This window comes from Streptomyces sp. B93, from assembly GCF_018070565.1.
GTDB lineage: Bacteria > Actinomycetota > Actinomycetes > Streptomycetales > Streptomycetaceae > Streptomyces.
The window spans coordinates 37665-59318 of sequence record NZ_JAGPXL010000026.1 but is presented as its reverse complement, the minus strand read 5'-3'; the positions used below and the strand labels follow the sequence as shown (position 1 = coordinate 59318).

At 73.0% G+C, this 21654-nt stretch carries 18 protein-coding genes; 8 read left to right on the top strand and 10 right to left on the bottom strand.

The window, feature by feature from the left end:
* Positions 1–24: 24 nt before the first annotated feature.
* The 3 genes from KBY47_RS23315 to KBY47_RS23305 all read right to left on the bottom strand — a co-directional run bounded on the left by KBY47_RS23315 (position 25) and on the right by KBY47_RS23305 (position 3891).
* On the bottom strand, positions 25–1107 hold the full coding sequence (locus tag KBY47_RS23315) for a S1 family peptidase (RefSeq protein WP_210923790.1): 1083 nt from the start codon (positions 1105–1107) through the stop codon (positions 25–27).
* A 336-nt stretch (positions 1108–1443) separates the two neighbouring features.
* On the bottom strand, positions 1444–2346 hold the full coding sequence (locus KBY47_RS23310) for a S1 family peptidase (protein WP_210923788.1): 903 nt from the start codon (positions 2344–2346) through the stop codon (positions 1444–1446).
* Positions 2347–2730: 384 nt separating this feature from the next.
* Positions 2731–3891, bottom strand: a complete 1161-nt coding sequence (locus KBY47_RS23305; protein ID WP_210923786.1) for a DUF5685 family protein — start codon at positions 3889–3891, stop codon at positions 2731–2733.
* Positions 3892–4257: 366 nt separating this feature from the next.
* Between KBY47_RS23305 and KBY47_RS23300 the strand changes: the two genes are divergently transcribed.
* Positions 4258–4695, top strand: coding sequence for a cell division protein SepF (locus KBY47_RS23300; protein WP_210923785.1), 438 nt, complete (start codon positions 4258–4260; stop codon positions 4693–4695).
* A 49-nt stretch (positions 4696–4744) separates the two neighbouring features.
* On the opposite strand, the gene KBY47_RS23295 is transcribed toward KBY47_RS23300, so the two are convergent.
* Both KBY47_RS23295 and KBY47_RS23290 read right to left on the bottom strand, forming a co-directional pair.
* On the bottom strand, positions 4745–5932 hold the full coding sequence (locus KBY47_RS23295) for an acyl-CoA dehydrogenase family protein (protein ID WP_374103099.1): 1188 nt from the start codon (positions 5930–5932) through the stop codon (positions 4745–4747).
* Between the two features lie 128 nt (positions 5933–6060).
* Positions 6061–7665: an MFS transporter gene (locus KBY47_RS23290; protein WP_210923783.1), complete on the bottom strand. Its 1605-nt coding sequence runs from the start codon at positions 7663–7665 to the stop codon at positions 6061–6063.
* A gap of 272 nt (positions 7666–7937) precedes the next feature.
* On the opposite strand from KBY47_RS23290, the gene KBY47_RS23285 reads away from it, so the two are divergent.
* Positions 7938–9197: a glycosyltransferase family 39 protein gene (locus KBY47_RS23285; RefSeq protein ID WP_210923781.1), complete on the top strand. Its 1260-nt coding sequence runs from the start codon at positions 7938–7940 to the stop codon at positions 9195–9197.
* Between the two features lie 240 nt (positions 9198–9437).
* Positions 9438–10580: a phosphatase PAP2 family protein gene (locus tag KBY47_RS23280; RefSeq protein WP_210923780.1), complete on the top strand. Its 1143-nt coding sequence runs from the start codon at positions 9438–9440 to the stop codon at positions 10578–10580.
* Positions 10581–10611: 31 nt separating this feature from the next.
* On the opposite strand, the gene KBY47_RS23275 is transcribed toward KBY47_RS23280, so the two are convergent.
* A complete protein-coding gene (locus KBY47_RS23275; protein ID WP_210923778.1) occupies positions 10612–10827 on the bottom strand; it encodes an I78 family peptidase inhibitor in 216 nt (71 codons plus the stop codon).
* A gap of 441 nt (positions 10828–11268) precedes the next feature.
* On the opposite strand from KBY47_RS23275, the gene ctaD reads away from it, so the two are divergent.
* Positions 11269–12966 (top strand): cytochrome c oxidase subunit I, encoded by a 1698-nt coding sequence (gene ctaD / locus KBY47_RS23270; protein WP_247695100.1) that lies wholly within the window; start codon positions 11269–11271, stop codon positions 12964–12966.
* Between the two features lie 15 nt (positions 12967–12981).
* On the opposite strand, the gene KBY47_RS23265 is transcribed toward ctaD, so the two are convergent.
* Positions 12982–14289, bottom strand: a complete 1308-nt coding sequence (locus KBY47_RS23265) for an ABC transporter substrate-binding protein (protein ID WP_210923776.1) — start codon at positions 14287–14289, stop codon at positions 12982–12984.
* On the bottom strand, positions 14258–14803 hold the full coding sequence (locus tag KBY47_RS23260; protein ID WP_210923774.1) for a hypothetical protein: 546 nt from the start codon (positions 14801–14803) through the stop codon (positions 14258–14260). Before KBY47_RS23260 ends, KBY47_RS23265 begins: the two co-directional genes overlap by 32 nt.
* 128 nt (positions 14804–14931) lie before the next feature.
* On the opposite strand from KBY47_RS23260, the gene KBY47_RS23255 reads away from it, so the two are divergent.
* The 3 genes from KBY47_RS23255 to KBY47_RS23245 are packed head-to-tail and all read left to right on the top strand — an operon-like array spanning position 14932 to position 18934.
* Complete coding sequence (locus KBY47_RS23255) at positions 14932–15411, top strand: hypothetical protein (RefSeq protein WP_210923772.1); 480 nt, start codon at positions 14932–14934, stop codon at positions 15409–15411.
* Positions 15411–18302, top strand: a complete 2892-nt coding sequence (locus KBY47_RS23250; RefSeq protein WP_210923770.1) for an ATP-binding cassette domain-containing protein — start codon at positions 15411–15413, stop codon at positions 18300–18302. Before KBY47_RS23255 ends, KBY47_RS23250 begins: the two co-directional genes overlap by 1 nt.
* Complete coding sequence (locus KBY47_RS23245; RefSeq protein WP_210923769.1) at positions 18299–18934, top strand: ATP-binding cassette domain-containing protein; 636 nt, start codon at positions 18299–18301, stop codon at positions 18932–18934. Before KBY47_RS23250 ends, KBY47_RS23245 begins: the two co-directional genes overlap by 4 nt.
* Here the strand turns inward: KBY47_RS23245 and KBY47_RS23240 are convergent, their stop codons facing one another.
* Complete coding sequence (locus KBY47_RS23240) at positions 18935–19546, bottom strand: transglycosylase family protein (RefSeq protein ID WP_210923768.1); 612 nt, start codon at positions 19544–19546, stop codon at positions 18935–18937.
* 104 nt (positions 19547–19650) lie between these two features.
* Positions 19651–20316 (bottom strand): transglycosylase family protein, encoded by a 666-nt coding sequence (locus tag KBY47_RS23235; protein ID WP_210923767.1) that lies wholly within the window; start codon positions 20314–20316, stop codon positions 19651–19653.
* A gap of 548 nt (positions 20317–20864) precedes the next feature.
* Here KBY47_RS23235 and KBY47_RS23230 point away from each other — a divergent pair.
* Positions 20865–21647 (top strand): hypothetical protein, encoded by a 783-nt coding sequence (locus KBY47_RS23230; RefSeq protein WP_210923766.1) that lies wholly within the window; start codon positions 20865–20867, stop codon positions 21645–21647.
* Positions 21648–21654: the final 7 nt, after the last annotated feature.

The window sequence follows — 21654 nt, the reverse complement described above, 5'->3', positions numbered from 1 at the left end:
GGACCTCGGCAGGCTCCGGGCTGGTCAGCCGATGGACGTCCCGGTCGCCGACAGCGCCTCCGTCACGGGCTGGAAGAAGGTCTGACCGCCGGAGGTGCAGTCACCGCTGCCGCCGGAGGTGAGGCCGATGGCGCTGCTGCCGGAGAACAGCGAGCCGCCGCTGTCCCCCGGTTCGGCGCACACGTCGGTCTGGATGAGGCCGTTGACGATGTCGCCGTTGCCGTAGTTCACGGTGGCGTCCAGGCCGGTGACCGTGCCGTCGTGCACCTGGGTGGTGGAGCCGCTGCGGACGACCCGCATGCCCACCGTGGCCTCGGCGGCGCCGGTGATGGCCTGGGTGGAGCCGTCGTAGAGGTTGACCTCGCTCGGGTGGTCGACGCCGACGGTGTACTTGACCAGACCGTAGTCGTCGCCGGGGAAGCTGGAGGTGTCGTTCTCGCCGATCACCGTGCCGGAGGAGTCCGACCAGGTGGAGACGGACTCGGTGCAGTGCCCGGCGGTCAGGAAGTACGGCTCGCCGCCCTTGACCACGTTGAAGCCGAGCGAGCAGCGCCCGCCACCGCCGGTGATGGCGTCGCCGCCCGCGACGAAGGGAGTGAACTCCCCCTTGGTGCGCTTGAGTTCGGCCACCGAGCCGAGCCCGTCGACGACCTCGGTGAGTCTCGCCCACTCGGCGGCGGAGACGGTGCGGTCGGCGGTGACGACGACCTTGTTGGTCCGCGGGTCGGTGACCCAGGACGTGCCGGGGACGGCCACGTCCTCGCTCAGGGTGGTCCGGGCGCTCTTCAGCTCGGTGAGCGAGTGCTCCACGATCCGGGCCCGGGCGCCCGCCTCCTCGGCGATCCGGGCGGCGGTCTCGTCGAGGACGTTCACCACGAGGTTCCGCGACTTCGCGTCGTAGTACGTGCCGGCCACGCCGGCGCCGAGGTCCACGCCGAGCGTCGAGGCGAGCTTTCCCGCCGCGGGCACCGAAAGGGTGTGGGGTGCCGTGGACCTGGTGGGCTCGCTGGCGTTCGCACTCTGGAAAGTGACTCCCGCGGCGACCAGTGCGGCGATGCCCGCGCCTGCCGCGGCGGCCCGCCGCCTGGGTATGCGTCGGTGCTTCAACTCATGTCCTCCTGTGGGGGGTCGGCCCATACGGCTGTGGGGGCCGTCATGGACCGGAAGGCTTGGTTGACGGTCGCCCACTCTTCCGAACGGCACAGGGGGCACACAAGGTCGACTTCCGGACGCGCACACGGTAACCACCGCGCGCCCCCGTCTCCTTCACCACTCCGCCCGCCCCGGGGGGAACCATTCGCACTGCAAACTCTACGGATGGGTAACCGTGCGACGGCGCACAGGAGTGAGCCCCCGCACGCGGGTCGCGTGCGGGGGCTCACCGGGATCTGACGGACCGGCCTCTTACGGAGGCTCCGGGTTCTTCCGCGTTCTGTCCGCGTTCTAGTAGACGCTGACGCCGTAGGCGCTCAGGGCCTCCGTCACGGGCTGGAAGAAGGTCGTGCCGCCGGAGGAGCAGTTGCCGCTGCCGCCGGAGGTCAGACCGTAGGCGGTGCCGTTGCTGCCGTACAGCGGGCCGCCGGAGTCGCCGGGCTCGGCGCAGACCGTGGTCTGGATCAGGCCGCTCACGATGTCGCCGCCGCCGTAGTTGACGGTGGCGTTGAGGGCGGTGACCCGGCCGCTGTGCGTACCGGTGGTGGAGCCGTCGCGGATGACGGTGGTGCCCACGGCGGGCGTGGCCGCGCGGACGATGTCCACCCCGTTGGCGGTGCCGGGACGGCTGACGGACCCGGTGTAGCGCACGATGCCGTAGTCGTTGCCGGGGAAGCTGGAGCCCGCGGTCGACCCGATGGCGGTGGTGCGGGACGAGTTGGAGTACCAGGTGCCCGCGCCGTCCGTGCAGTGACCGGCGGTCAGGAAGTACTGCGTGCCGCTGCTGCTCTGGACGTTGAAGCCGAGGGAGCAGCGCCAGCTGCTCGCGTAGATGGCGTCGCCGCCCTGGATCAGCTTGTTGAACTTGCCCGGGGTGCGCTTGACGGTGATCGCCCCGGAGTTGGCGCCGGCCTGTTCCTTGATCTCGGCGATCTCGGCCTGCGAGACCGTGCTGTCGACGGTGACGACGACCCGGTTGGTCTTCGCGTCGACGGCCCAGGCGGTGCCGGGGATGTCCGCCTTGAGCACCGCGTCGCCCGCCTTGTTGAGCTGGTTGGCACTGAACGTGGTGACGTCACTCGCGTTCGCGCTGGGGACCGCGATCGCTGCCGCGGCCACGAGTCCGGTGGATACGGCGATCAGCCGGGTCCGTCTCGATATGCCGCTGCGGGGGGTGGTGCGCTTGATCCTCACTTTTCGTTCCTCCACATGGGAAGTAGGGGGCCCGCGTGGGGTCGGGGCCCGTGAGGCGCAGTCGGGGGCGCGATCGTCCGGATTCCGAACACGACGTGCCCCTGACAAGCGCTGTGGGGGAGTATTCGGCCGAACGGACGGTCGGCGCAAGGGCACCTTTCGGCCGCCGGCCTGTGCGCTGCCCGCATGACGGCCGGGCAAAACCCCGCCCGTGACGGCCCCCTGTCACCCCGTCAGCGCACCGCCGAACCCGAGGTCACACCTCCACCGGAGGCTCGCGCTCCACTCCCGTACGACTCCGCCCCGCCGTCCCCACGCGACACCGGGGGATGTCCGGAACGCAACCCTCCGGACATCCCGGCGACAGCCGCCGCCGAACCCCCGTCAGCAGTCGCAGCCGCAGCCGTCGCAGCAGTTGCAGCCGTCCCCGCAGCAGTTGCAGCAGTCGCAGCAGTCACAGCAGTTGTCGCCGTGGCGCTGGCACAGCCCTTCCTTGCGCTCCCCCGTCCACGGGCTGGAGTACTCCCCGCAGCACATCTGGCACGTACACGCCAGCCCCATCCACACCGCGCAGCCCGCGAGCAGCCCACGCCGGTTGCCGCGCGGCGGCTCGGGCGGCAGCGGACCACCGGGGCCGCCGGGGCCGCCGGGCGGGGCGTACGGCCCCGGGGCACCGTGGGCGCAGGTGGCGGACGTACCGAAGGCGCGGTCGACGGAGGCGGGCAGCTCGTGCACGAGCAGCCGGTGTGTCAGCCGCCCGTCCGTGAACTCGGCCTCGTCGAGCGCGAGCCGGATGCCGTGCACGGCGTCGTCGGCGAGCCGTCGCGCCTCGGTGAGCGGGGTCCCGGTGGCGGTGAGCGGGTTCCAGGCGCCCGACGCGGCGTCGGCCTCCCGGTCCTCCACGGCGTCCAGCAGATGCGCCAGCCGCCCGAACAGCCGGCCGGCCTCGGCGAGCGGCTCGGCGTTGCCCGGCCGTCCGGCGAGCACGGCGGTGTGCGCGAAGGCCGCCGCGGTGGCCGTCTCGGTCGGCTCGGTGACGGCCAGCACCGGGGTGCCGGGCCCGGCCAGCGCCTCCACCCCGGCCTGCCGGTCCACGGCGTCCACCAGCAGCGCGGTGTCGAACCCGACCGCGGACCCGCTCCGGGCGCCCGCGCGCCCCCAGCCGTCGGCGACCCGGCGCGCGGCGAGCGCCACCGGGGCCCGGGCCAGCAGTCCGTCGCCGTCGGCGACGTGGTCGCGCACCTTGGCCGAGGCGAGCACCAGCGATACCGCCGCCGCGAGCCGCGCCCCCTCCCCCCGGGCGACGGACGCGGTGCGCATCCCGCGCAACGGGCACGGCCCCGCCGTACGCCGTCCGTCCGTGGAGCGCGGGGCCTGAGCCTCCGTCAGTACGGAGACGAGCAGCCCGTCGTAATTGGTCACCACCCGGGCGAGCTGCCCGTGGTCGCGGCGCAGCGCGAGACAGAGCCCGCACAGGTGCGCCAGCCACTCGGCGCTCAGCCGCTCACCGAGCCGATGACGGCAGGGCCTGACTATTCCGAACACGACGATTCCCCCCGTGATCCCCCGTGATCCCCCGCGGTCAGCCAGGATGCGCAGGACCGCGTCCTCCCTTTGAGCGACCGAATCCTATCGACCGACCGTCATCTCTTCTGTCCCGCTCCTGGCACGGTTTCGTTCACTCTTACGCACCGCTCATCACCCGGACGCGGGGAAGAGTCATATTTCACTCACAGTCAGCAGCCGTTTGCGGAACGACCCTTGGGGGACTTGGACTCTCGACGGATTCGCTGTGCACCAGTACCGTCACAAACCCCCCGCGCGGCGTCTATCCACTTGGCGCGACGTCCGCATCATGGATGACCATAGGGATGCGGAAGGCACGAAAGACCGCTGTGAGAGGAGGCGTCCATGGGATCGGTGCGCAAGGCGAGTGCGTGGCTCGGCCTCGTCGACGACAACGATGACGAGCGCTACTACGACGACGACTACTCCGAGGGGAACGAGACCGGGGACGCCTGGGTCACCGACCCGCGGGTGAAGGTGGCCACGGACACGGCCGAGGAGAGAGGCCGCCGGATCGGCACGGTGACCCCGGACAGCTTCCGGGACGCGCGTGCCATCGGCGAGCTGTTCCGGGACGGTGTCCCGGTCATCATGAACCTCACGGCCATGGAGGCCGCCGACGCCAAGCGCGTGGTGGACTTCGCGGCCGGGCTGATCTTCGGGCTGCGGGGTTCGATCGAGCGGGTCTCCAACCGGGTGTTCCTGCTGTCGCCCGCCAACACGGAGGTCATCAGCGGCGAACCGGCCGCACACCGGGCGGACGGCTTCTACAACCAGAGCTGAGGCAGGGCCGACGTCACACCGGCCCTGCCCCACCCGCTCTCCCCCGGCCTTACCGGAAGGCGTCCAGTCCGGTGAGCGCCTTGCCCAGCACCAGCTGGTGCATCTCGACGGTGCCCTCGTAGGTGAGCACCGATTCGAGGTTGGTCGCATGACGCATCACGGGGTACTCCAGTGAGATCCCGTTGGCGCCGAGGACCGTCCGGGCCGTACGGCAGATGTCGATGGCCTCGCGCACGTTGTTGAGCTTGCCGAAGCTGACCTGCTCGGGACGCAGGCGGCCGGCGTCCATCCGCCGCCCCAGATGGTGGGCGAGCAGAATCCCCTTGTGCAGTTCCACCGCCATGTCGGCGAGCTTGGCCTGGGTGAGCTGAAAGCCGCCGATGGGCCGCCCGAACTGCTCCCGCGACTTCGCGTAGTCGACGGCCGACTCCAGACAGCTGCGCGCCGCGCCCATGGCGCCCCACACGATCCCGTACCGGGCGTGCGACAGACAGCTGAGCGGCCCGCGCAGCCCGGTCGCCTCGGGCAGCACGGCGTCGGCGGGCAGCCGTACGTCGTCCAGCACCAGCTCGCTGGTGACGCTGGCCCGCAGCGACCACTTGTGCTTGATCTCGGGCGCGGAGAACCCGGGGCTGTCGGTGGGCACGACGAAGCCGCGGATGCCGTCGTCGGTCTGCGCCCAGACGACCGCGACGGCGGCGACGGAGCCGTTGGTGATCCACATCTTGCGGCCGCTCAGGACCCAGTCGGCGCCGTCGCGCCGGGCGTGGGTGCGCATCGAGGCGGGGTCGGAGCCGTGGTCGGGCTCGGTGAGGCCGAAGCAGCCGATCAGTTCACCGGCGGCCATGCCGGGCAGCCACCGCTGCTTCTGCTCCTCGCTGCCGAAGCGGTGGATGGCGTACATGGCGAGGGAGCCCTGCACCGACACCAGCGAACGGATGCCGGAGTCGGCCGCCTCCAGCTCCAGACAGGCGAGCCCGTACTGCACCGCGCTGGCCCCCGCGCAGCCGTAGCCGCTGAGCGACATGCCGAGCGCGCCGATGCCGCCCAGCTCCTTCGCCAGCTCCCTGATGACCGGCAGCTCGCCCTTCTCGTACCACTCGGCGACGTACGGCAGCACCCGGTCCGCGGCCCAGCGCCGCACGGTGTCCCGGACGCCGAGGTCCTCGGGGCCGAGCAGATCGTCGATGCCCAGCGGATCGCCGGGGTCGAACGGGGGCAACTTCGAGGACGACACGGAGACCCTCCGACTCAAACTAGCACTGCTAACCGGGACTGTTCAGGCCGACGCTACGGGGCACGCTCCCGCACGTCCACCCGCCGACCGACGGCGAGCAGGTGGGTGGGGTGGGAAACCCCCGACGCTCACGCGGAGACGCGGGACTTCTCGGCCCCCCGCTGCGCGGGCACGTCCACGACCGCCTGCTCGCAGTGCATCACCCGCGGCAACCGCAACGCCATCACCGCCCCCAGCAGCAACAAACCCGCGCTCACCAGCAGCGTCACATGCAGCCCGTGCACGAAGCAGTCCCGCGCCACCTGGCGCAGGCTCTCCCCCGCCGGCCCCCCGAGCCGCGCGGCCACCTCGTACGCCTCCCCGAGCGAGTGCCCGGCGTCCCCGGACGCCGACTCCGGCACCCCGGGCACCGCCCGCACGCCCGGCGCGTACGCCGCGTTCATCACGCTGCCGAGCAGCGCGATACCGATGCCCGCGCCCAGCTGGTACGACGTCTCGCCGATCGCCGCCGCCCCGCCCGCCTGCTCGGGCGGCGCCTCGCTCAGCATCGACTCGTACGCCCCGAACAGCGTCGTCTCCAGACCGAAGCCGAGCAGCACGAACCCGGACAGCATCAGCGCGGGCTCGTCCTGCCGTCCCAGCGCGGTCAGCAGCACCACCGCGCCCGCCGTCAGACAGAACCCGAAGCACACCATCCGGCGCGGCCCGAACCGCCGCAGCATCCGCGCCCCAGCCAGCCCCGCCGCCATCGCCGCGATGGTCAGCGGCAGCAGCCGAAGCCCGGTCTCGAGCGGCGAGAGCCCGAGCACCAGTTGCAGGTACTGCGCGGCGATCAGTTCGAGGCCCACCAGCGCGAGCATCGCCAGCACGATGCACCCGACGGACGTGCTGAACGCCGGACGGGCGAACATCCGCAGGTCCACCAGCGGATGCCGACGCCGCCGCTGCCGCCGTACGAACCGCACCAGGAGCCCGGCGCCGAGCAGCAGCGGCAACACCGTGAACGGGCTGGCCACCGCCTCGCCGCCGCCGAGCCGCTTCACCCCGAGGACCATGCCGAAGAGCCCGGCCGCCGCCATCAGGGCGCCGACCACGTCCCAGGGCCCGTCGCCCTCACCGGTCGACTCGGGCAGCAGCAGCCGTCCCACGGGCAGGCTGACCAGCATCAGCGGAATGTTGACCAGGAAGACCGAACCCCACCAGAAGTGCTCCAGCAGGAAGCCGCCGAGCAGCGGTCCGACCGCCGCGCCGACCGCGGCGACCGCGCTCCACACACCGATCGCCAGCGCCCGCTCCCGCCGGTCGGGGAAGACCTGCCGCAGGATGGAGAGGGTCGCGGGCATGATCATCGCGCCGCCGACCCCGAGCAGCGCCCGCGCCAGGATCAGCACCCGCGGGGTGTCGGCGAAGGCCGCGAGCGCGGAGGCCACACCGAACAGCGCGTAGCCGAGGAGCAGGATCCGTCTGCGGCCCACCCGGTCGCCGAGCGTGCCGAACAGGATCAGCAGCGAGGCGCAGACCAGCGGGTAGACGTCGACGATCCAGAGCAGCTCCATCGCGCCGGGCTTGAGGTCCTCGGTGACGGCGGGGACCGCCACGTGCAGCACGGTGGCGTCGACCGCGACCAGCAGCAGGCTGGTGCACAGGACGACGAGAACGACCCAGCGGTTGGCACCGGCCCCGGCCGCCCGACGGCGCGGCCCGGTGGCGGCGGCCGAGGTCGTCCCGGACATGTACACGTACCTCCCAGATGATCCCTCGCGTTCGGCGGGCTCACGGGGCGGGGACTCCCCGCGACTCGGCCGGAGAGGAGCGGTGTCCCCGGCTCTCGCAGGCGAACGGCGAGTGACACGTCAGCGTACGCGAGTTCGCGGCGGGGTCACGTGGCGGATCTCTCACACTTCCGGCGGAACGATGTGGCGTGCGCCACTCCGCTTGTGCGCACACCGGGGCCCCGGCACCGCCCCGGTCCGCCGGCCGCGCCGTTCAGCCGATAATCGAGCCCGTGACCGATCTTGAAACGCGCGTGGCCCCGTCCGGGTCCGCGCCCACCTGGCGCCGGGCGGCCCCGGCCCTCCTCGGGTACGCCGCCGTGCGCGCCCTGGGCCTGCTCGCCCTGGCCGGGTGGAGCGCCGCGCGCGACAAGAGCGCGTACACCCTGCTGACCGCCCGCTGGGACGCCCTCTGGTACACCAGGGTCGCCGAGCTGGGCTACGGCTACGAGGTGCGCCTGCCGAACGGCGACATCCACTCCAACCTGGCCTTCTTCCCGCTGCTGCCATGGCTGGAGCGGCTGGGACACGCGCTGACCCCGCTGTCGTACGCCGACGCCGGTTTCGTCGTCTCCCTGCTCTCCTCGCTCGCCGCCGCCTGGGGGATCTTCGCGGTCGCGGACCACCTGTACGGGCGGCGGGCCGGGGTCTGCGCGGTGCTGCTGTGGGCGGTGCTGCCGGTCGGGATCGTCCAGTCGATGGCGTACAGCGAGTCGCTGTTCACCGCGCTGGCCGCCTGGTCGTTGTACGCCGTGCTGACCGGCCGCTGGGTGGCCGCGGGCACCCTCGCGCTGCTGGCGGGTCTGACCCGGCCGGTGGGGCTGGCCGTGGTGGCGGCGGTGTGGACGGCGGCCGTCGTGTCGCTCGTACGGGACGCCCGGGCCCCCGGCGTTGCGCCGTCCGGGGGAGCCCGGAGCGCCGCCGCACCGTCCGGCGCCCGCCCCGCCGAGCGCGCCCCCGTCGCCTCCCCCGGCCCGCCCCCGGCCGGCGCGCCGATCTGGCCGCGCGCTCTCGGGATGCTGCTCGCGCCCCTCGGCGCCGCCGGGTACGTCCTGTGGGTCGGCCACCGCACCGGCCTCGGCCCGCTCGGCTACCTCGACGTCCAGGCGGGCTGGCGCAACGGCTTCGACGGCGGCTACGCCTTCGCCCGCTTCGTCGCCGACAAGTTCACGTCGTTCCCCTCGGCCCTGGCGGGCGTCGCGCTGGTCGTCGGAGTGGCTTTGCTGCCATGGCTGTATGTCGTCTGCGTACGGCAGCGCCAGCCCCTGTCGCTCCTGGTGTACGCGGGGGTGGTCACCGGTCTCGCCCTGTGCGCGTCCAGCTACTTCGGCTCGAAACCGCGGCTGCTGCTGCCCGCCTTCCCGCTGCTGCTGCCCCTGGCGCTCGCCCTGGCGCGGGCACGTCCGCGCAGGTCGGCGCTGGTGCTGGCCGGTGCGGCGGTGGTCTCGGCGCTGTACGGCGCGTTCTGGCTGAACGGCTCCGGTCCACCGTGAACCGCGAACGGCGCCACGATGAGCACCCGGGAAATTCCACCCGAGGGCCCGGTGAACACACTTAAAAGCAAGCCAAAACACAGGCTATGGAATGATCAAAGGAATTGCGGGGAAGAGGCTCCGGGCATTACGGAAACCCCTGAAATAAACGCCCCCCTGAGAGCAATGCCACATCACATCGTCATTACAACCCCGGTGATTCGCGGGGGAAGTGACCTCACTCCCTGTAACGTCGATTGAGTGCGTACCGAACCAAAGCTGACCCGGCTCGACCGGATCTTCGCCCGACTGGACCGTGAACCGGTGCGGCCCGTCCTCGACGTGCCGCGGATGACACGGCACCGGGTGGTGCTCTTCGGCGCGACGCTCGCCTTCTACCTCGCCATCGTGCTGGCCGTCGCGGTCACCTCGTGGCTGGTCCGCTTCGACTGGCAGGCGATGCTCTTCCGGCCGTACCAGCAGTGGCCGGAGATCCACGCCTTCCTGGACTACTGGGTGGTCCTCGGCCAGCGCGGCCCGACCGCCGTGATGGTCGCCGCATGGCTCGGCTGGCGGTCCTGGCGGCAGCACACGGTGCGCCCGCTGCTGGCCTTCGGCGCGGCGCTGCTGCTGCTGAACATCACGGTCGGTGCCGTGAAGTACGGCCTGGGCCGCTCGGGTCCGCACTACGCGACCGACGTCGGCTCCAACGAGATGTGGCACTGGTTCCAGGCCGGCAGCGACATATTTCCCTCCGGCCACACCGCCAACGCGGTCGTGACCTGGGGCATCCTCGCCTACCTGGCCTCCACCCCGCGCGCCCGCCGCTGGCTGTCGGCCCTGTCGGCGGTGCTGTCCCTGAGCGTGGGCCTGACCACGGTCTACCTCGGCACGCACTGGCTGAGCGACGTCCTCCTCGGCTGGGCCGCCGGTCTGCTGATCCTGCTCGCCCTGCCCTGGTGCGAGCCGCTGATCGCGCGCGCCGAGGCCTGGATCCTGGCCCAGCGCGACCGTCTGCCGCTCCGCCGCCCGGACCTCTCGACGGCCCCGCGCCCGGCGCCGGTCGCCGTGGCCACCGCGGAGCCGGTCACGGGTGCCGCGGTCGCGGATGCCACGGTGACCGGTGCCGAGACCGCGGGTGCGGCTCCCGCCGTGCTCACCACGACGGCGGCGGCGAGCGGCGAGGCGGCCACGGCGGAGTCCGACCCGGCCGCACCCGTGCGGGAGGCCATCCTGCCGTCGACGGTACGGACCACCCGGCCGCCGCTGTACCTGGCGCCGGGCCCGCACACCGCCCGTTCGGAACGCACCCCGATCACCCCGGCGGGCAGCCGCCGCCCGCCGCACGCCGAGCGCCCCACGCGCAACCAGCCCTCGGCCGCCCGCCCGGTGACGGGCGGCTGACCAGCGGGCCGGTGCCCGTGGCCCGGCCCGCTCAGCCCTTCCAGGCCCGCGCCACGCGGTCGTCCTTCACCTCGAAGTTCAGCCGTCCGACGCGGTACTCCATCGTGATGATCGCCCCCGGCGGCAGCGACCGCACCGTCGACCAGCCCCGCTCACGGGCGAGCCGCTCGGCGGAGGCCGCGTCGAGGCCGACGTAGGCGTCCGGACTGTCCTGTGGTTCCGCGGGCGGTGTCGGTATGGGTGCCATGCGGCCACGCTAGGCGCTGGGCGCCGACCGGGGAAGCCCACGCCGTGCACCGAGGGTCACGGGTGCCCCTCCGGTCACACTTCTGTCACAGGACCACGACACCCGTTTCGGTGGAACTCACCCACCCGGATGAGCGGCCCCGTACCTCTTCCGTAGGCATTCGATCGTAATTCCCGCGTGTCGCCCCGACTCTCCGAATAACCCGGCGGAAAGTGCCCGGAGGACTGTCCGAGAACCGTGCCCGGAGCACTATTCATTCCGTTTCCGGGCGGGCCGCGGCAGCCCGGTGCCGCACGGGAAATACCCGGCTCCCCCACGGCGACGCCGTCCGCACCCTGTCCGGGCACCCGTCGCCGCGAGCATCATGGCGAGGGCTCGCGGGTACCTGTGGCGCGGGCTTCGGCGGGCCCGGGGCGCGACGAGCGAAGGGGCGAGCGAGGCATGGGGACGCAGACCGTACCGGCGACAGCGCGACCCGCGGGGACCAGGAAGCGCGGCCGGGTGGTCGTCGACTGGCTGACCACCACCGACCACAAGAAGATCGGCCACCTCTATCTGATCACCTCCTTCGGCTTCTTCCTGATCGGCGGGGTGATGGCCCTGGTGATGCGCGCCGAGCTGGCCCGGCCGGGACTCCAGCTGGTGAGCAACCAGGAGTTCAACCAGCTGTTCACCCTGCACGGCACGATCATGCTGCTGCTCTTCGCCACCCCGACGTTCGCGGGCTTCGCCAACGAGCTGATGCCGTTGCAGATCGGCGCCCCCGACGTGGCGTTCCCGCGGCTGAACATGCTCTCGTACTGGCTGTTCCTGTTCGGCGGGCTGATCGTGCTCGGCTCGCTGCTGCTGCCCAGCGGTCCGGCCGACTTCGGCTGGTTCGCCTACGCGCCGCTCAACAGCCTGGAGCGGTCGCCCGGCCTGGGACCCGACCTGTGGATCATGGGGCTCGCGCTGGCCGGGTTCGGCACGATCCTCGGCGCGGTCAACTTCATCACCACCATCATCGGGATGCGCGCCCCCGGCATGACGATGTTCCGGATGCCGATCTTCACCTGGAACACGCTGTTCACGTCGATCCTGATCCTGATGGCGTTCCCGGTGCTCGCCGCCGCGCTGCTCTGCCTGGAGGCCGACCGGCAGTTCGGCTCGCACATCTTCGACGCGCCCAACGGCGGCGCGCTGCTGTGGCAGCACCTGTTCTGGTTCTTCGGGCACCCCGAGGTGTACATCATCGCGCTGCCGTTCTTCGGCATCATCACGGAGATCATCCCGGTCTTCAGCCGCAAACCGCTGTTCGGCTACATGGGCATGGTCGGGGCCACCATGGCGATCACCGGGCTCTCCGTGGTGGTGTGGGCGCACCACATGTTCGCTACGGGCGCGGTACTGCTGCCGTTCTTCTCCTTCATGAGCTTCCTGATCGCCGTGCCGACCGGAGTGAAGTTCTTCAACTGGACCGGGACGATGGTGAAGGGCTCGCTGTCCTTCGAGACGCCCATGCTGTGGTCGGTGGGCTTCCTGGTGACGTTCCTGTTCGGCGGTCTCACCGGGGTGATCCTGGCCTCGCCGCCGATGGACTTCCATGTCACCGACACCTACTTCGTGGTGGCCCACTTCCACTACGTGGTGTTCGGCACCGTGGTCTTCGCGATCTTCGCGGGCTTCTACTTCTGGTGGCCGAAGTTCACGGGGAAGATGCTCGAGGAACGGCTCGGGAAGATCCACTTCTGGACGCTGTTCGTCGGCTTCCACACCACCTTCCTGGTGCAGCACTGGCTGGGCGCCGAGGGCATGCCGCGCCGGTACGCCGACTATCTCGCCGCGGACGGCTTCACCGCCCTGAACACCGTGTCGACGATCGGCTCCTTCCTGCTCGGCCTCTCCACGCTGCCGTTCCTCTACAACGTGTGGAAGACCGCCAAGTACGGCGAGAAGGTCGACGTCGACGACCCCTGGGGCTTCGGCCGCTCACTGGAGTGGGCGACCTCCTGCCCCCCGCCCCGCCACAACTTCACGGCGCTGCCCCGCGTCCGCTCCGACTCCCCGGCGTTCGACCTGCACCACCCGGAGTACGGGATCGGACACCGCCATGTCGCCCAGACGCCCGGCGACAGGGGCCCCTGGCCGTCCGAGCGCTGACGGGGCCGCGGGTCCTCAGGGTTCGTACGCCAGCTGGGGCACGTCGAAGCAGTTCTCGGTCATCTCCCCCTGGGAGACCCAGCCCTCGCCGTCCTGCCAGCGGGCCACCGACAGGCAGGTGCGGCTGTGGGTGGGCGGCTCGGGGCTCACCCGGAAGCCGACCGGGAGGAGCAGCCCGCCCGCGGTGTAGCCGTCGGCCCGGCCGACACGGGCGTCGACGCACGCGCGCGTGATCCCCTCCGGCTCCTTCGCGCACGCCCCGGCCGCGTCCGTGAACCACTTCGCCGCCGCCCAGCCCTCCAACTGCCACTGAGCGTGCGTCTCCAGCCCTTCGGTGGCGTCCCGGAACTCCCGGACCGCCGGATGCCCGGTGTCCTCGAAGTTGCGGCTGGAGCCGGTCGCCCACAGGGCGTTGCGGCAGCGCGGCGCGTCCCGGTAGGCGTCCTCGACGGCGGACGTCCAGTTCTGCACGTTGGTGACCTTGGCGGTGACCTCGGCGCCGACGTCGTCCATCGCCTGGCACAGCCGGGCGTTCCCGTGGCCGTCGATGGCGTCGAAGACCAGGTCGGCGCCCTGCTCCTTCAGATCGGCGGCGACGGCGCGGAAATTGGGCAGGGCGAAGTCGACCTGCTCGGTGACCACGCGGTAGCCCTCGGCCTTCAGTCCGCGCTCCACGAGCCGGGCGTAGGCGGCGGACGCGGCCTGGTTGTAGGAGACGACGGCGGCGGTGCGGGCCCCGTGCTCCCGTTTGAAGTAGCGGTAGACCTCGGTGCCGCCGTACAGCTTGCCGTCCCAGCCCGGTTTCCCGTTCCGGGGCGCGGAGGTGCCGTAGACGCTGTACAGGTGCGGGTAGGTGGCGTAGGCGGCGCCGATGGGCTGGCCGCCGATGTCCGGGACGCGGGCCCGGGAGACCAGCGGGGCGCCCGCGTAGTCGAGGGCGGTGGTGGCGACCAGGGCGACGACGCCGTCGTCGATCAGCCTGCGCACGCACTCGTTGTTGCCGACGCCGCTGCCGCCGTCGTCGCACTCGCGCACCTCGACCCGGCGGCCGTCGATCCCGCCGCGCTCGTTGAGCCGCTCGAACCAGGCCCTGGCGCCGTCGCGCGGGCCGGTGAAGGCGTTGCCGCCGACCGGGCTGGTGGCGCTGGCGACGATGCCGACGCGGATCGGGGTGCTGTCGCCGGGTGCGGGCACGCGCGTGTGCGTACGGTCGTCGCGCTGGAATTCGCTCTCCGGGAGCCGGCTGCCGCATGCGGTGCCGAGCGCGAGCAGCAGGACCGCGGCGGCGGCCTCAGCAGCCCGGAACCGGCGACGCCGACGCATTGCCGCTCAGGTTCACCAGCGCGCACAGCGTCTTGGCGGACACCTTCCAGGTGCCGTCCTGCTCGACCGCCGTGCCGGAGGCGTCCGGCAGGGCGGTGGCGTCGTCGAGGGTGAGGGTGTAGGTCACGTCCGCCTCGGTCGGCGAGGTGAACTCGACCTCCGTCACCTGGGCCCCGACCTGTCCGCCGCGCTCGTCACCGCTGAAGGCGCGCAGCACGGGGGCCATCTGGTCGCCGTTCTCCAGGAGGGCCTGCTTCTCCTCCAGGGTGGTGTCCGGGTCGAAGAACTGCTGCCAGTTGTCCTTGACCTCGCGCTCGGCCTTCGCGGCGTCGGCGGGCGCGGTCGCCTCGCCGGTGGTGCGTTCGGCGGTCGGCGTCGGGGGCGGGCTCTCGCTGCCGCCGCCGTTGTCGTCGCCGCACGCGGCGAGTGCCGGGGCGAGGAAGAGCAGCAGCGCGGCGGCCAGCGCCGTACCCCACCTCCTCTTCCCCCTCCTGGGGTCGCTGCCGAGAACCATCTGGCTCACCACCGGGTGTCGGTCCGGGCCGTGCCCGCCTTGTTCTTTCAGGGTCAGCTTCCAGAAGGCATAGTGCAAGCCGTCGTCACCGGCACGTGCACTGCGACCCGAGGCGTGGGGAGCCAGCGATGCGGACAGCCCGACTGCGGACCGTGCATCCCGTCCTGTGGGCCGGGTGGGCCGCGCTCGCCGCGGGCGCGGTGCTGTGCGTCCTGGGCTGGTACGGCGTCTCCGGCGAGCGGTTCGCGGAGCGGCAGCTGCCCTATCTCGCGTCGTGCACGGTGCCGGGCGCGGCGCTGATCGTCGCGGGGGCGGTGCTGCTCACCCACGGCCGGGTCACCGTCGCGGCGACGCGTGTGGAGGAGCTGTACGGCCTGCTGGTGAGCGTGGAGGCGGCCGACGCCGAGGAGCCCGGACGGGCGGCGCTCGCGCCGGTCGCGGTCAGCGGGGAGCTGCGGATGGTGCCGGGCGGCACGCTGCTGCACCGGGCGGACTGTCCGCTGGTCGCCGGGAAGGCGGAGGCGGTGCCCGTCGACGGGCGGCTGCTCGCGGACGGCGACCTGGAGCCGTGCCCGATCTGCGAGCCGGGCGAAGCGGCCGAGGACTGATGTCGTCCCTGACCTACGACCTCACCCTCGCCGGTCTCTCGGTCGGCGGCGCCGCCGCGCTCACCGGCATCGGGCTGATCGTGACCTACCGGGCGACGGGCGTGCTGAACCTCGCGCACGGGGCGATCGCGATGGTGTGCGCGTATGTGCTGCGCGGCCTCGTCGTCGACGGGGGCTGGCCGGTGTGGGCGGCGGCCACGGTGACGCTGCTGGTGGTGGCGCCGGGCATCGGGGTGGTGCTGGAACGGTTCGTGTTCCGCCCGCTGTCGGTCCTGGGCGGCGACCCGGCGCAGACCCTGGTCGCGTCGATCGGCGTGTTCGTGCTGCTGGTCGGCGGGGCGGCGCTGCTGTGGGGGCTGGGCGCGCGGGACGACGCCCCGGAGGTGGTGCCCGCCGAGCCGTGGGGGCAGCTGGCGGTGGTGGTCGTGCTGACGGCGGGCGTGGCGGCGACGGTCCGCTGGACCCGGTTCGGGCGGGAGCTGCGGGCGGTCGTCGACGACCGGCGGCTCGCCGTGCTCGCGGGCATCGACGCGGACCGGGTGGCGGCGGCGGGCTGGGCGTTCGGGGCGTTCACGGCGGGGCTGACGGGGGTACTGCTGGCGCCGTACGTGCGGCTCGACCCGTACGGGCTGCCGCTGCTGGTGATGGAGGTGGTGGCGGTCGCCGTGGCGGCGCGGATGCGGAGCCTCACGGTCGCGGTGGTGGTGGCGCTCGGGCTGGGGGTCGCGCAGAGCCAGCTGACGCGGCTGCACCCGTCGGGGTGGGGCGAGCCGTTGCTCCAGGCGGTGGGCGCCAACCTGTTCGTGGTGGCGCTGCTCGTCGCGGCGCTGGTGCTGCCCGGCGTCGGCACCCGGGCCGCGCTGCCGCGCCCGGCGAGCGCGCGGGTGCCGACGCCGCCGGGCGCGTGGATCGTCGCCGGGGTGCTGTTCCTGCTGCCGCTGGGTTTCGCCGGCCGGGACCTGCACACCTCGGTGCAGGTCCCGGCGCTGGCGGTGGTGCTGTTGTCGCTGGTGGTGGTCACCGGCCGCGGCGGTCAGATCTCCCTGGGGCAGGCGGCGTACGCGGGCCTGGGCGCGCTGTTCACGGCGCTGCTCGCCGCGGGCCGCTTCCCGGGCCTGCCCCGGCTGCCGGAACTGCTGGCGCTGGCGGTGGCGGTGGTGCTGGTCGCCCCGCTGGGGCTGCTGACCGGCTGGCCCGCGATCAGCAGACGGGGCCTGGCGCTGGCGCTGGCGACGTTCGCGGTGGGCGTCGGCGTGAGCCGCTTCGTCTTCGCCCAGCCGTACGCCACCTCGGGGCTGACGCTGGGGCGCCCGGCGGGCTTCGACGGCGACCGCGCGTACTACCTGCTGGAGCTGGCCCTGCTCGGCGTCGCCCTGCTGGCCGCCCACGCACTGCGCCGGGGTCGCACCGGACGGGCGCTGGCGGCGATGCGCGACGACGAGCCGGGCGCGCGGGCGGCCGGGGTGCGAGTGCCGTCCCTGAAGCTGCTGGCGTTCGTCTCCGGCGCCGCGCTGGCCGCGCTCGGCGGCGGCATGCTCGGCATGGGCCTGCGCGCCTTCGACCCCGGCGCCTACGACCCGGTCCGCGGCCTCCTCTGGTTCGCGGCCGTGGTGGTCCTGGGCGCCGACAGCACCTTCGGCGCCCTGGCCGCCGCCGCCCTCCTGGTCGGCCTGGACGCGGGCACCAAGGGCGGTGTCGCCGCCGCCGTGATCGGTCTCCTCGCCGTCCTCGTCGGCCGCTTCCCCGGCGGCCCCTACGACGCCCTGCGAACGGCAGCGAACCGCCTACGCCTCCCTCACCGCGCCCACCTGACCCCCCTGGGCCGCCACCTGCGCACCCGACTACGCCCCCCACCCGACCACACCCGCCCGCGCCCCGGCCTGACGGGGGCAACGGCCCTGACCGTACGGGGCCCCGGGCCCTCGATCCTGACGCCCGAGCACCTTCGCCCATGGCGACGCCCCGGGGGCGGGGGCGCGCCGTCAGCGGACACGGACTCGGCCACGCGCGTCCCCAACGGCGCGCCGTCAGCCGACGCGGCCTCGGCCACACGCGTCCCCGGGACCGCACCGCATCCCGCCCGACCCCCCGCCCGGCCGGAGCCGCCGCGCGAACACCCGGCCCCCGCCCCGGACACCCGGCCCCGCACCACACCCGCACCCGACCGGCCCTCGAGCCCACAACCGCGCCCGACCACCGCCCCACCCCTGCTCACCGCCCGCGGCGTCCACGTCGCCTACGGCGGCTTCACCGCGCTCGACGGGGTCGACCTCGATCTGCCGTCCGGGAGGGTCACCGCGGTCGTGGGTCCGAACGGGGCCGGCAAGAGCACGCTGTTCCACTGTCTCGCCGGGACCGTGCGGCCCGCGCGCGGGCGGATCGGTTACGACGGCCGGGACATCACCAGGCTGGCGGCGCAGGCCCGGACCCGGCTCGGTGTGGCGCGGACGTTCCAGCAGCTGGCCGTCTTCCCGACGCTGACGGTGACGGAGAACGTACGGGTCGGCGCCGAGCAGGGCCGGATCGTCGACCCGGGTGCCGTGGAGCGGTCGCTGCGGCTGCTGGGGCTGGACGGGCCGGTGCGGGTGCTGCCCGCCGCCGGACTGCCCACCGGCACCCTGCGCCGCGTGGAGCTGGCGAGAGCCCTCGCGGGCGGCCCGCGCGTGCTGCTGCTGGACGAGCCCGCAGCGGGCCTGGACACCGCCGAGGTGGCCGCGCTGGCCCGCGTCCTGAAGGCCCTCGCCGCGGACGGCACGGCCCTGCTCGTCGTCGAGCACGACCTCGACCTGGTGGCCGACCTCGCCGACGTGGTGCATGTGATGGCGGCGGGCCGGATCGTCGCCTCGGGCCCGCCCGGCCGGGTCCTCGACAGCCATGAGGTCACCCCATGACCATCGCCCTGCGCCACGCGCGCGTGCGCTACGGCCCCTTGGAGGCCCTGCACGGCGTCACCCTCACCGCTCCGGGCCCGGGGCTGACGATCCTGCTCGGCCGCAACGGCTCGGGGCGTACGACGGCCCTGCGCGCGCTCGCCGGAACCGTCCCGCTGTCCGGCGGCGCGGTGCTGTGGGACGGCGCCGACGTCACCCGGACGCCCGCCCACGAACGCGCCCGCCGGGGCCTGTGCCTGGTCCCGGAGCGGCGGGCGGTCTTCGGCTCCCTCACCGTCCGCGAGAACCTCGAACTCACCACCCCCTCCTACGCCCCCGCCCTGGACGCCTATCCGCAGCTGGCCCCCCTGCTCCCCCGTCGCGCGGGCACCCTCTCCGGCGGTGAGCAGCGCATGCTCGCCCTCTCCCGCGCCCTGCTGTCCCACGCGCGCGTGATCCTCGTCGACGAGCCCACCCAGGGCATGTCACCGACGGTCGCGGCGCACTCGTACGACCTGCTGGCGGGCCTGCACGCGTGCGTGGTGATCGCCGAACAGCGAGTGCCGCCCGCGCTGCACGGCCGGGCGGCACTCGGGTACGAACTGCGCCGCGGCGCGGTCGTCTTCGCCGGTGAGGCGGCGGAACTCCGATGACTACGCGTCGGCGAGCGGCGGCCCGAACACGGCGGGCGCCCGCTCCGGACCCTGCGCCCGCACGGCGCCCTTGGGCAGGACGAGCAGCGTGCCGGTCCGCACCAGGTCGGGGTTGGCGCCGATGGTCTTCCTGTTGGCCTCGTAGAGGGTCCGCCAGCCGCCCTTGACGCCGTACTTGCGGGCGATCGACGAGAGCGTGTCGCCGGATTTCACGGTGTGCATCCGGCCGCTGAGCCCGTACCTCTTGGAGCAGACCGGCCAGGCCTCCCAGCCCTGCGCCGCGAGCACCTCCTGGGCGACGGCGATCTGCTGCTCGCGGCTGGCGAGGTCGGCGCGCGGGGCGTACTTCAGGCCGCCGTACTCCCGCCAGGTGGGCTGCCAGAACTGGAGCCCGCCGTAGAAGCCGTTGCCGGTGTTGATGTGCCAGCGCCCGCCGCTCTCGCAGTCGGCGACGCAGTCCCAGGGCCACTTGTCCCTGGGGCAGTGCTGGGGGGCCGCCCCCGTGGGCGGCCCGGAGGCCGGGGACCCGGGTGCGGCCGCGGCGGGGACGGGGGCGAGGGCGGTGAGCAGGGTCGTCGCGAGGACCCGCGAGATCCACGTGGGGTGGGGCATCGGCCCACGCTAAGCGGCACCTTTCGCCCTCCCGGCGTGCCGCGCCCCGGTGGCGGCGGGGCCCCACCCGGTCGGCGGACCGGGCGGGGCGGGTGCCCGCGGGCTCAGAGTTCGAGCCGCTGCCCGGGCACGATCACGTCGGGATCGTCGCCGATGACGGCGCGGTTGGCGGCGTACAGCCGCTGCCAGCCGGTGCCGTGCCGGGCGGCGATCCCGCTGAGGGTGTCGCCCGCGCGGACGGTGTAGTCACCGCGGGAGGCGCCGCGGTCGGTGTGGCCCGAGGTGCGCGCCGTGGGCTGCGACGACTGACTGGTGGGGGCCTCGTTGGTGCCCGAGCCGGTCCCTGCGGACCCGGAGCCCGCCGCGGGTGCGTCGCCGTACGCCCCGGCCCGTGCGGAGCAGGTGGGCCAGGCTCCCCAACCCTGGGCCCGCTGCACCTGGGTGGCGACGGCGATCTGCTGTTCCCTGGTGGCCCCGTCGGCGGTGGGCGCGTAGGCGGTGCCGCCGTAGGCGCGCCAGGTGGACGCGGAGAACTGGAGGCCGCCGTAGTAGCCGTTTCCGGTGTTGATGTGCCAGTTGCCGCCGCTCTCGCACTGGGCGATGCGGTCCCACACTCCGCCGTCGGCCGCCGCGGCGTCGCCGGTGGCGGTCAGCAGTCCGAGCGGGGCGAGGAGTGCCGCCCCGGCGAGGACCGCCGTCGTACGGGTCGTACGGGTCCTGCGACCGGGGTCGCGGACGTCGTCGCGAGTGGTATCGGCACATTCGGACATGGAACTCCCTCTCGACGGACCCGGGGTCCCCCGGACGGGGCGCGGCGCTCGCGCGGGGGCGCGGCCGTCGCGCTCCGCCCCGTCCACCGTGGTGGTGCTCGTCCGTCGGCCGTGGTGCGGGCCGGCGGATCCGGTGGACGTCCCCGGGCGGTGCTCGTTGCACACGGCGGAGGAATGTACGGAGCGCGGCGAGTCCGCATCAACCAACTCCTCGTCGGAGCAGGCCAGTTCGCCATTACCAGGGGTAACAGTCGATTTCCGGTCACCCATTTCGTTCCCCGATTTCACGATTTGTCGACCGACTCCGAGACCGATCTGTGACCCACTTCACCGCGTCAAGTTCCTTGACCGATGCAGGAGTTGACGGTGAGTGGCCGATTCCGCAGCGCCGGTGACGCTGCGCTGTGGATGGTGCGATTCCGTTCGACGAACAGCGTGACTCCCGCCACAGATCACCCGTTGTCTTCTTCATCAGCCCGGGACCGACCCGGACCACGGGCCGGGAGCCACCCGGCCCCTGCCACGCACGCATCCCGAGGGAGCCACCCGTGCCGCGCATGCTCGACGTCAGCGACGAGGTACGCGCCGAGATCGGCGACGAAGAAGCCGACCGGCTGCTCGCCGGAGACAACACCCCGGGCAGTTACGACTGCACGTCCTGCCGCACCCCAGGAGACTCCGAACGCGAGCGGACCAGCACCGTCCTGTTCATCGGCGACGAGACCGCCGTGCTCGCCTTCGCCCACTCCACCTGTCTGCCGTCCCAGGTCGTCCAGGTCACCGAGGAGCAGCTGAGGGGCGCCGTGAAGTCCATCAGCGGCGACACCGTCGACCTGGAGCCCGAGAAGGTCGTGCCCGAGCAGGCCGTGCTCGGCGTCACCAGCGGACTCGTGCTGCTCGCCGGGGAGTTGCACCCCGCGCTGGTCGTCGAGCCCACCGGCCCCATCGTGCGCCCCGGCGCCACCGGCGCGGGCGACGACTTCCTGCCACTCCTCATCGAGCAGGGCTTCATGCCGCTGACCGAGCTGAACGGCGTCCCCTCGGTGCTGCACGGCTGGTCGGTGCTGCTCGCCATGGGCCAGCTGCACGCCGTGCTCCAGCCCGGCGCGGGCGGCGGCCAGCCGGTGGCCTGGTGGCAGGCCCACCAGCCGCTCCAGGTCACCGAGAGCTGGCGCGCGGCCGCCAACAAGCACCAGCAGGTGCTGATGTTCGCCGCGCCGGTCGGCTCCATCGGCCGCCAGCTCCGCGAGGACCTGCTCCGCGACGCCCTCGACAAGGCCGCCGCCAACGGCAAGCTGGTCGCCGCCGCCCTGCCGCTCGCGGGCACCTGAGCCGCGC

Bases quoted from the DNA above. Each gene is read 5' to 3' on its own strand.
- KBY47_RS23300 (WP_210923785.1), top strand. From the start codon at position 4,258: ATGGGATCGGTGCGCAAGGCGAGTGCGTGGCTCGGCCTCGTCGACGAC.
- KBY47_RS23290 (WP_210923783.1), bottom strand. From the start codon at position 7,665: ATGTCCGGGACGACCTCGGCCGCCGCCACCGGGCCGCGCCGTCGGGCG.
- KBY47_RS23275 (WP_210923778.1), bottom strand. From the start codon at position 10,827: ATGGCACCCATACCGACACCGCCCGCGGAACCACAGGACAGTCCGGAC.
- ctaD (WP_247695100.1), top strand. From the start codon at position 11,269: ATGGGGACGCAGACCGTACCGGCGACAGCGCGACCCGCGGGGACCAGG.
- KBY47_RS23265 (WP_210923776.1), bottom strand. From the start codon at position 14,289: ATGCGTCGGCGTCGCCGGTTCCGGGCTGCTGAGGCCGCCGCCGCGGTC.
- KBY47_RS23260 (WP_210923774.1), bottom strand. From the start codon at position 14,803: ATGGTTCTCGGCAGCGACCCCAGGAGGGGGAAGAGGAGGTGGGGTACG.
- KBY47_RS23255 (WP_210923772.1), top strand. From the start codon at position 14,932: ATGCGGACAGCCCGACTGCGGACCGTGCATCCCGTCCTGTGGGCCGGG.
- KBY47_RS23250 (WP_210923770.1), top strand. From the start codon at position 15,411: ATGTCGTCCCTGACCTACGACCTCACCCTCGCCGGTCTCTCGGTCGGC.
- KBY47_RS23245 (WP_210923769.1), top strand. From the start codon at position 18,299: ATGACCATCGCCCTGCGCCACGCGCGCGTGCGCTACGGCCCCTTGGAG.
- KBY47_RS23240 (WP_210923768.1), bottom strand. From the start codon at position 19,546: ATGCCCCACCCCACGTGGATCTCGCGGGTCCTCGCGACGACCCTGCTC.
- KBY47_RS23235 (WP_210923767.1), bottom strand. From the start codon at position 20,316: ATGTCCGAATGTGCCGATACCACTCGCGACGACGTCCGCGACCCCGGT.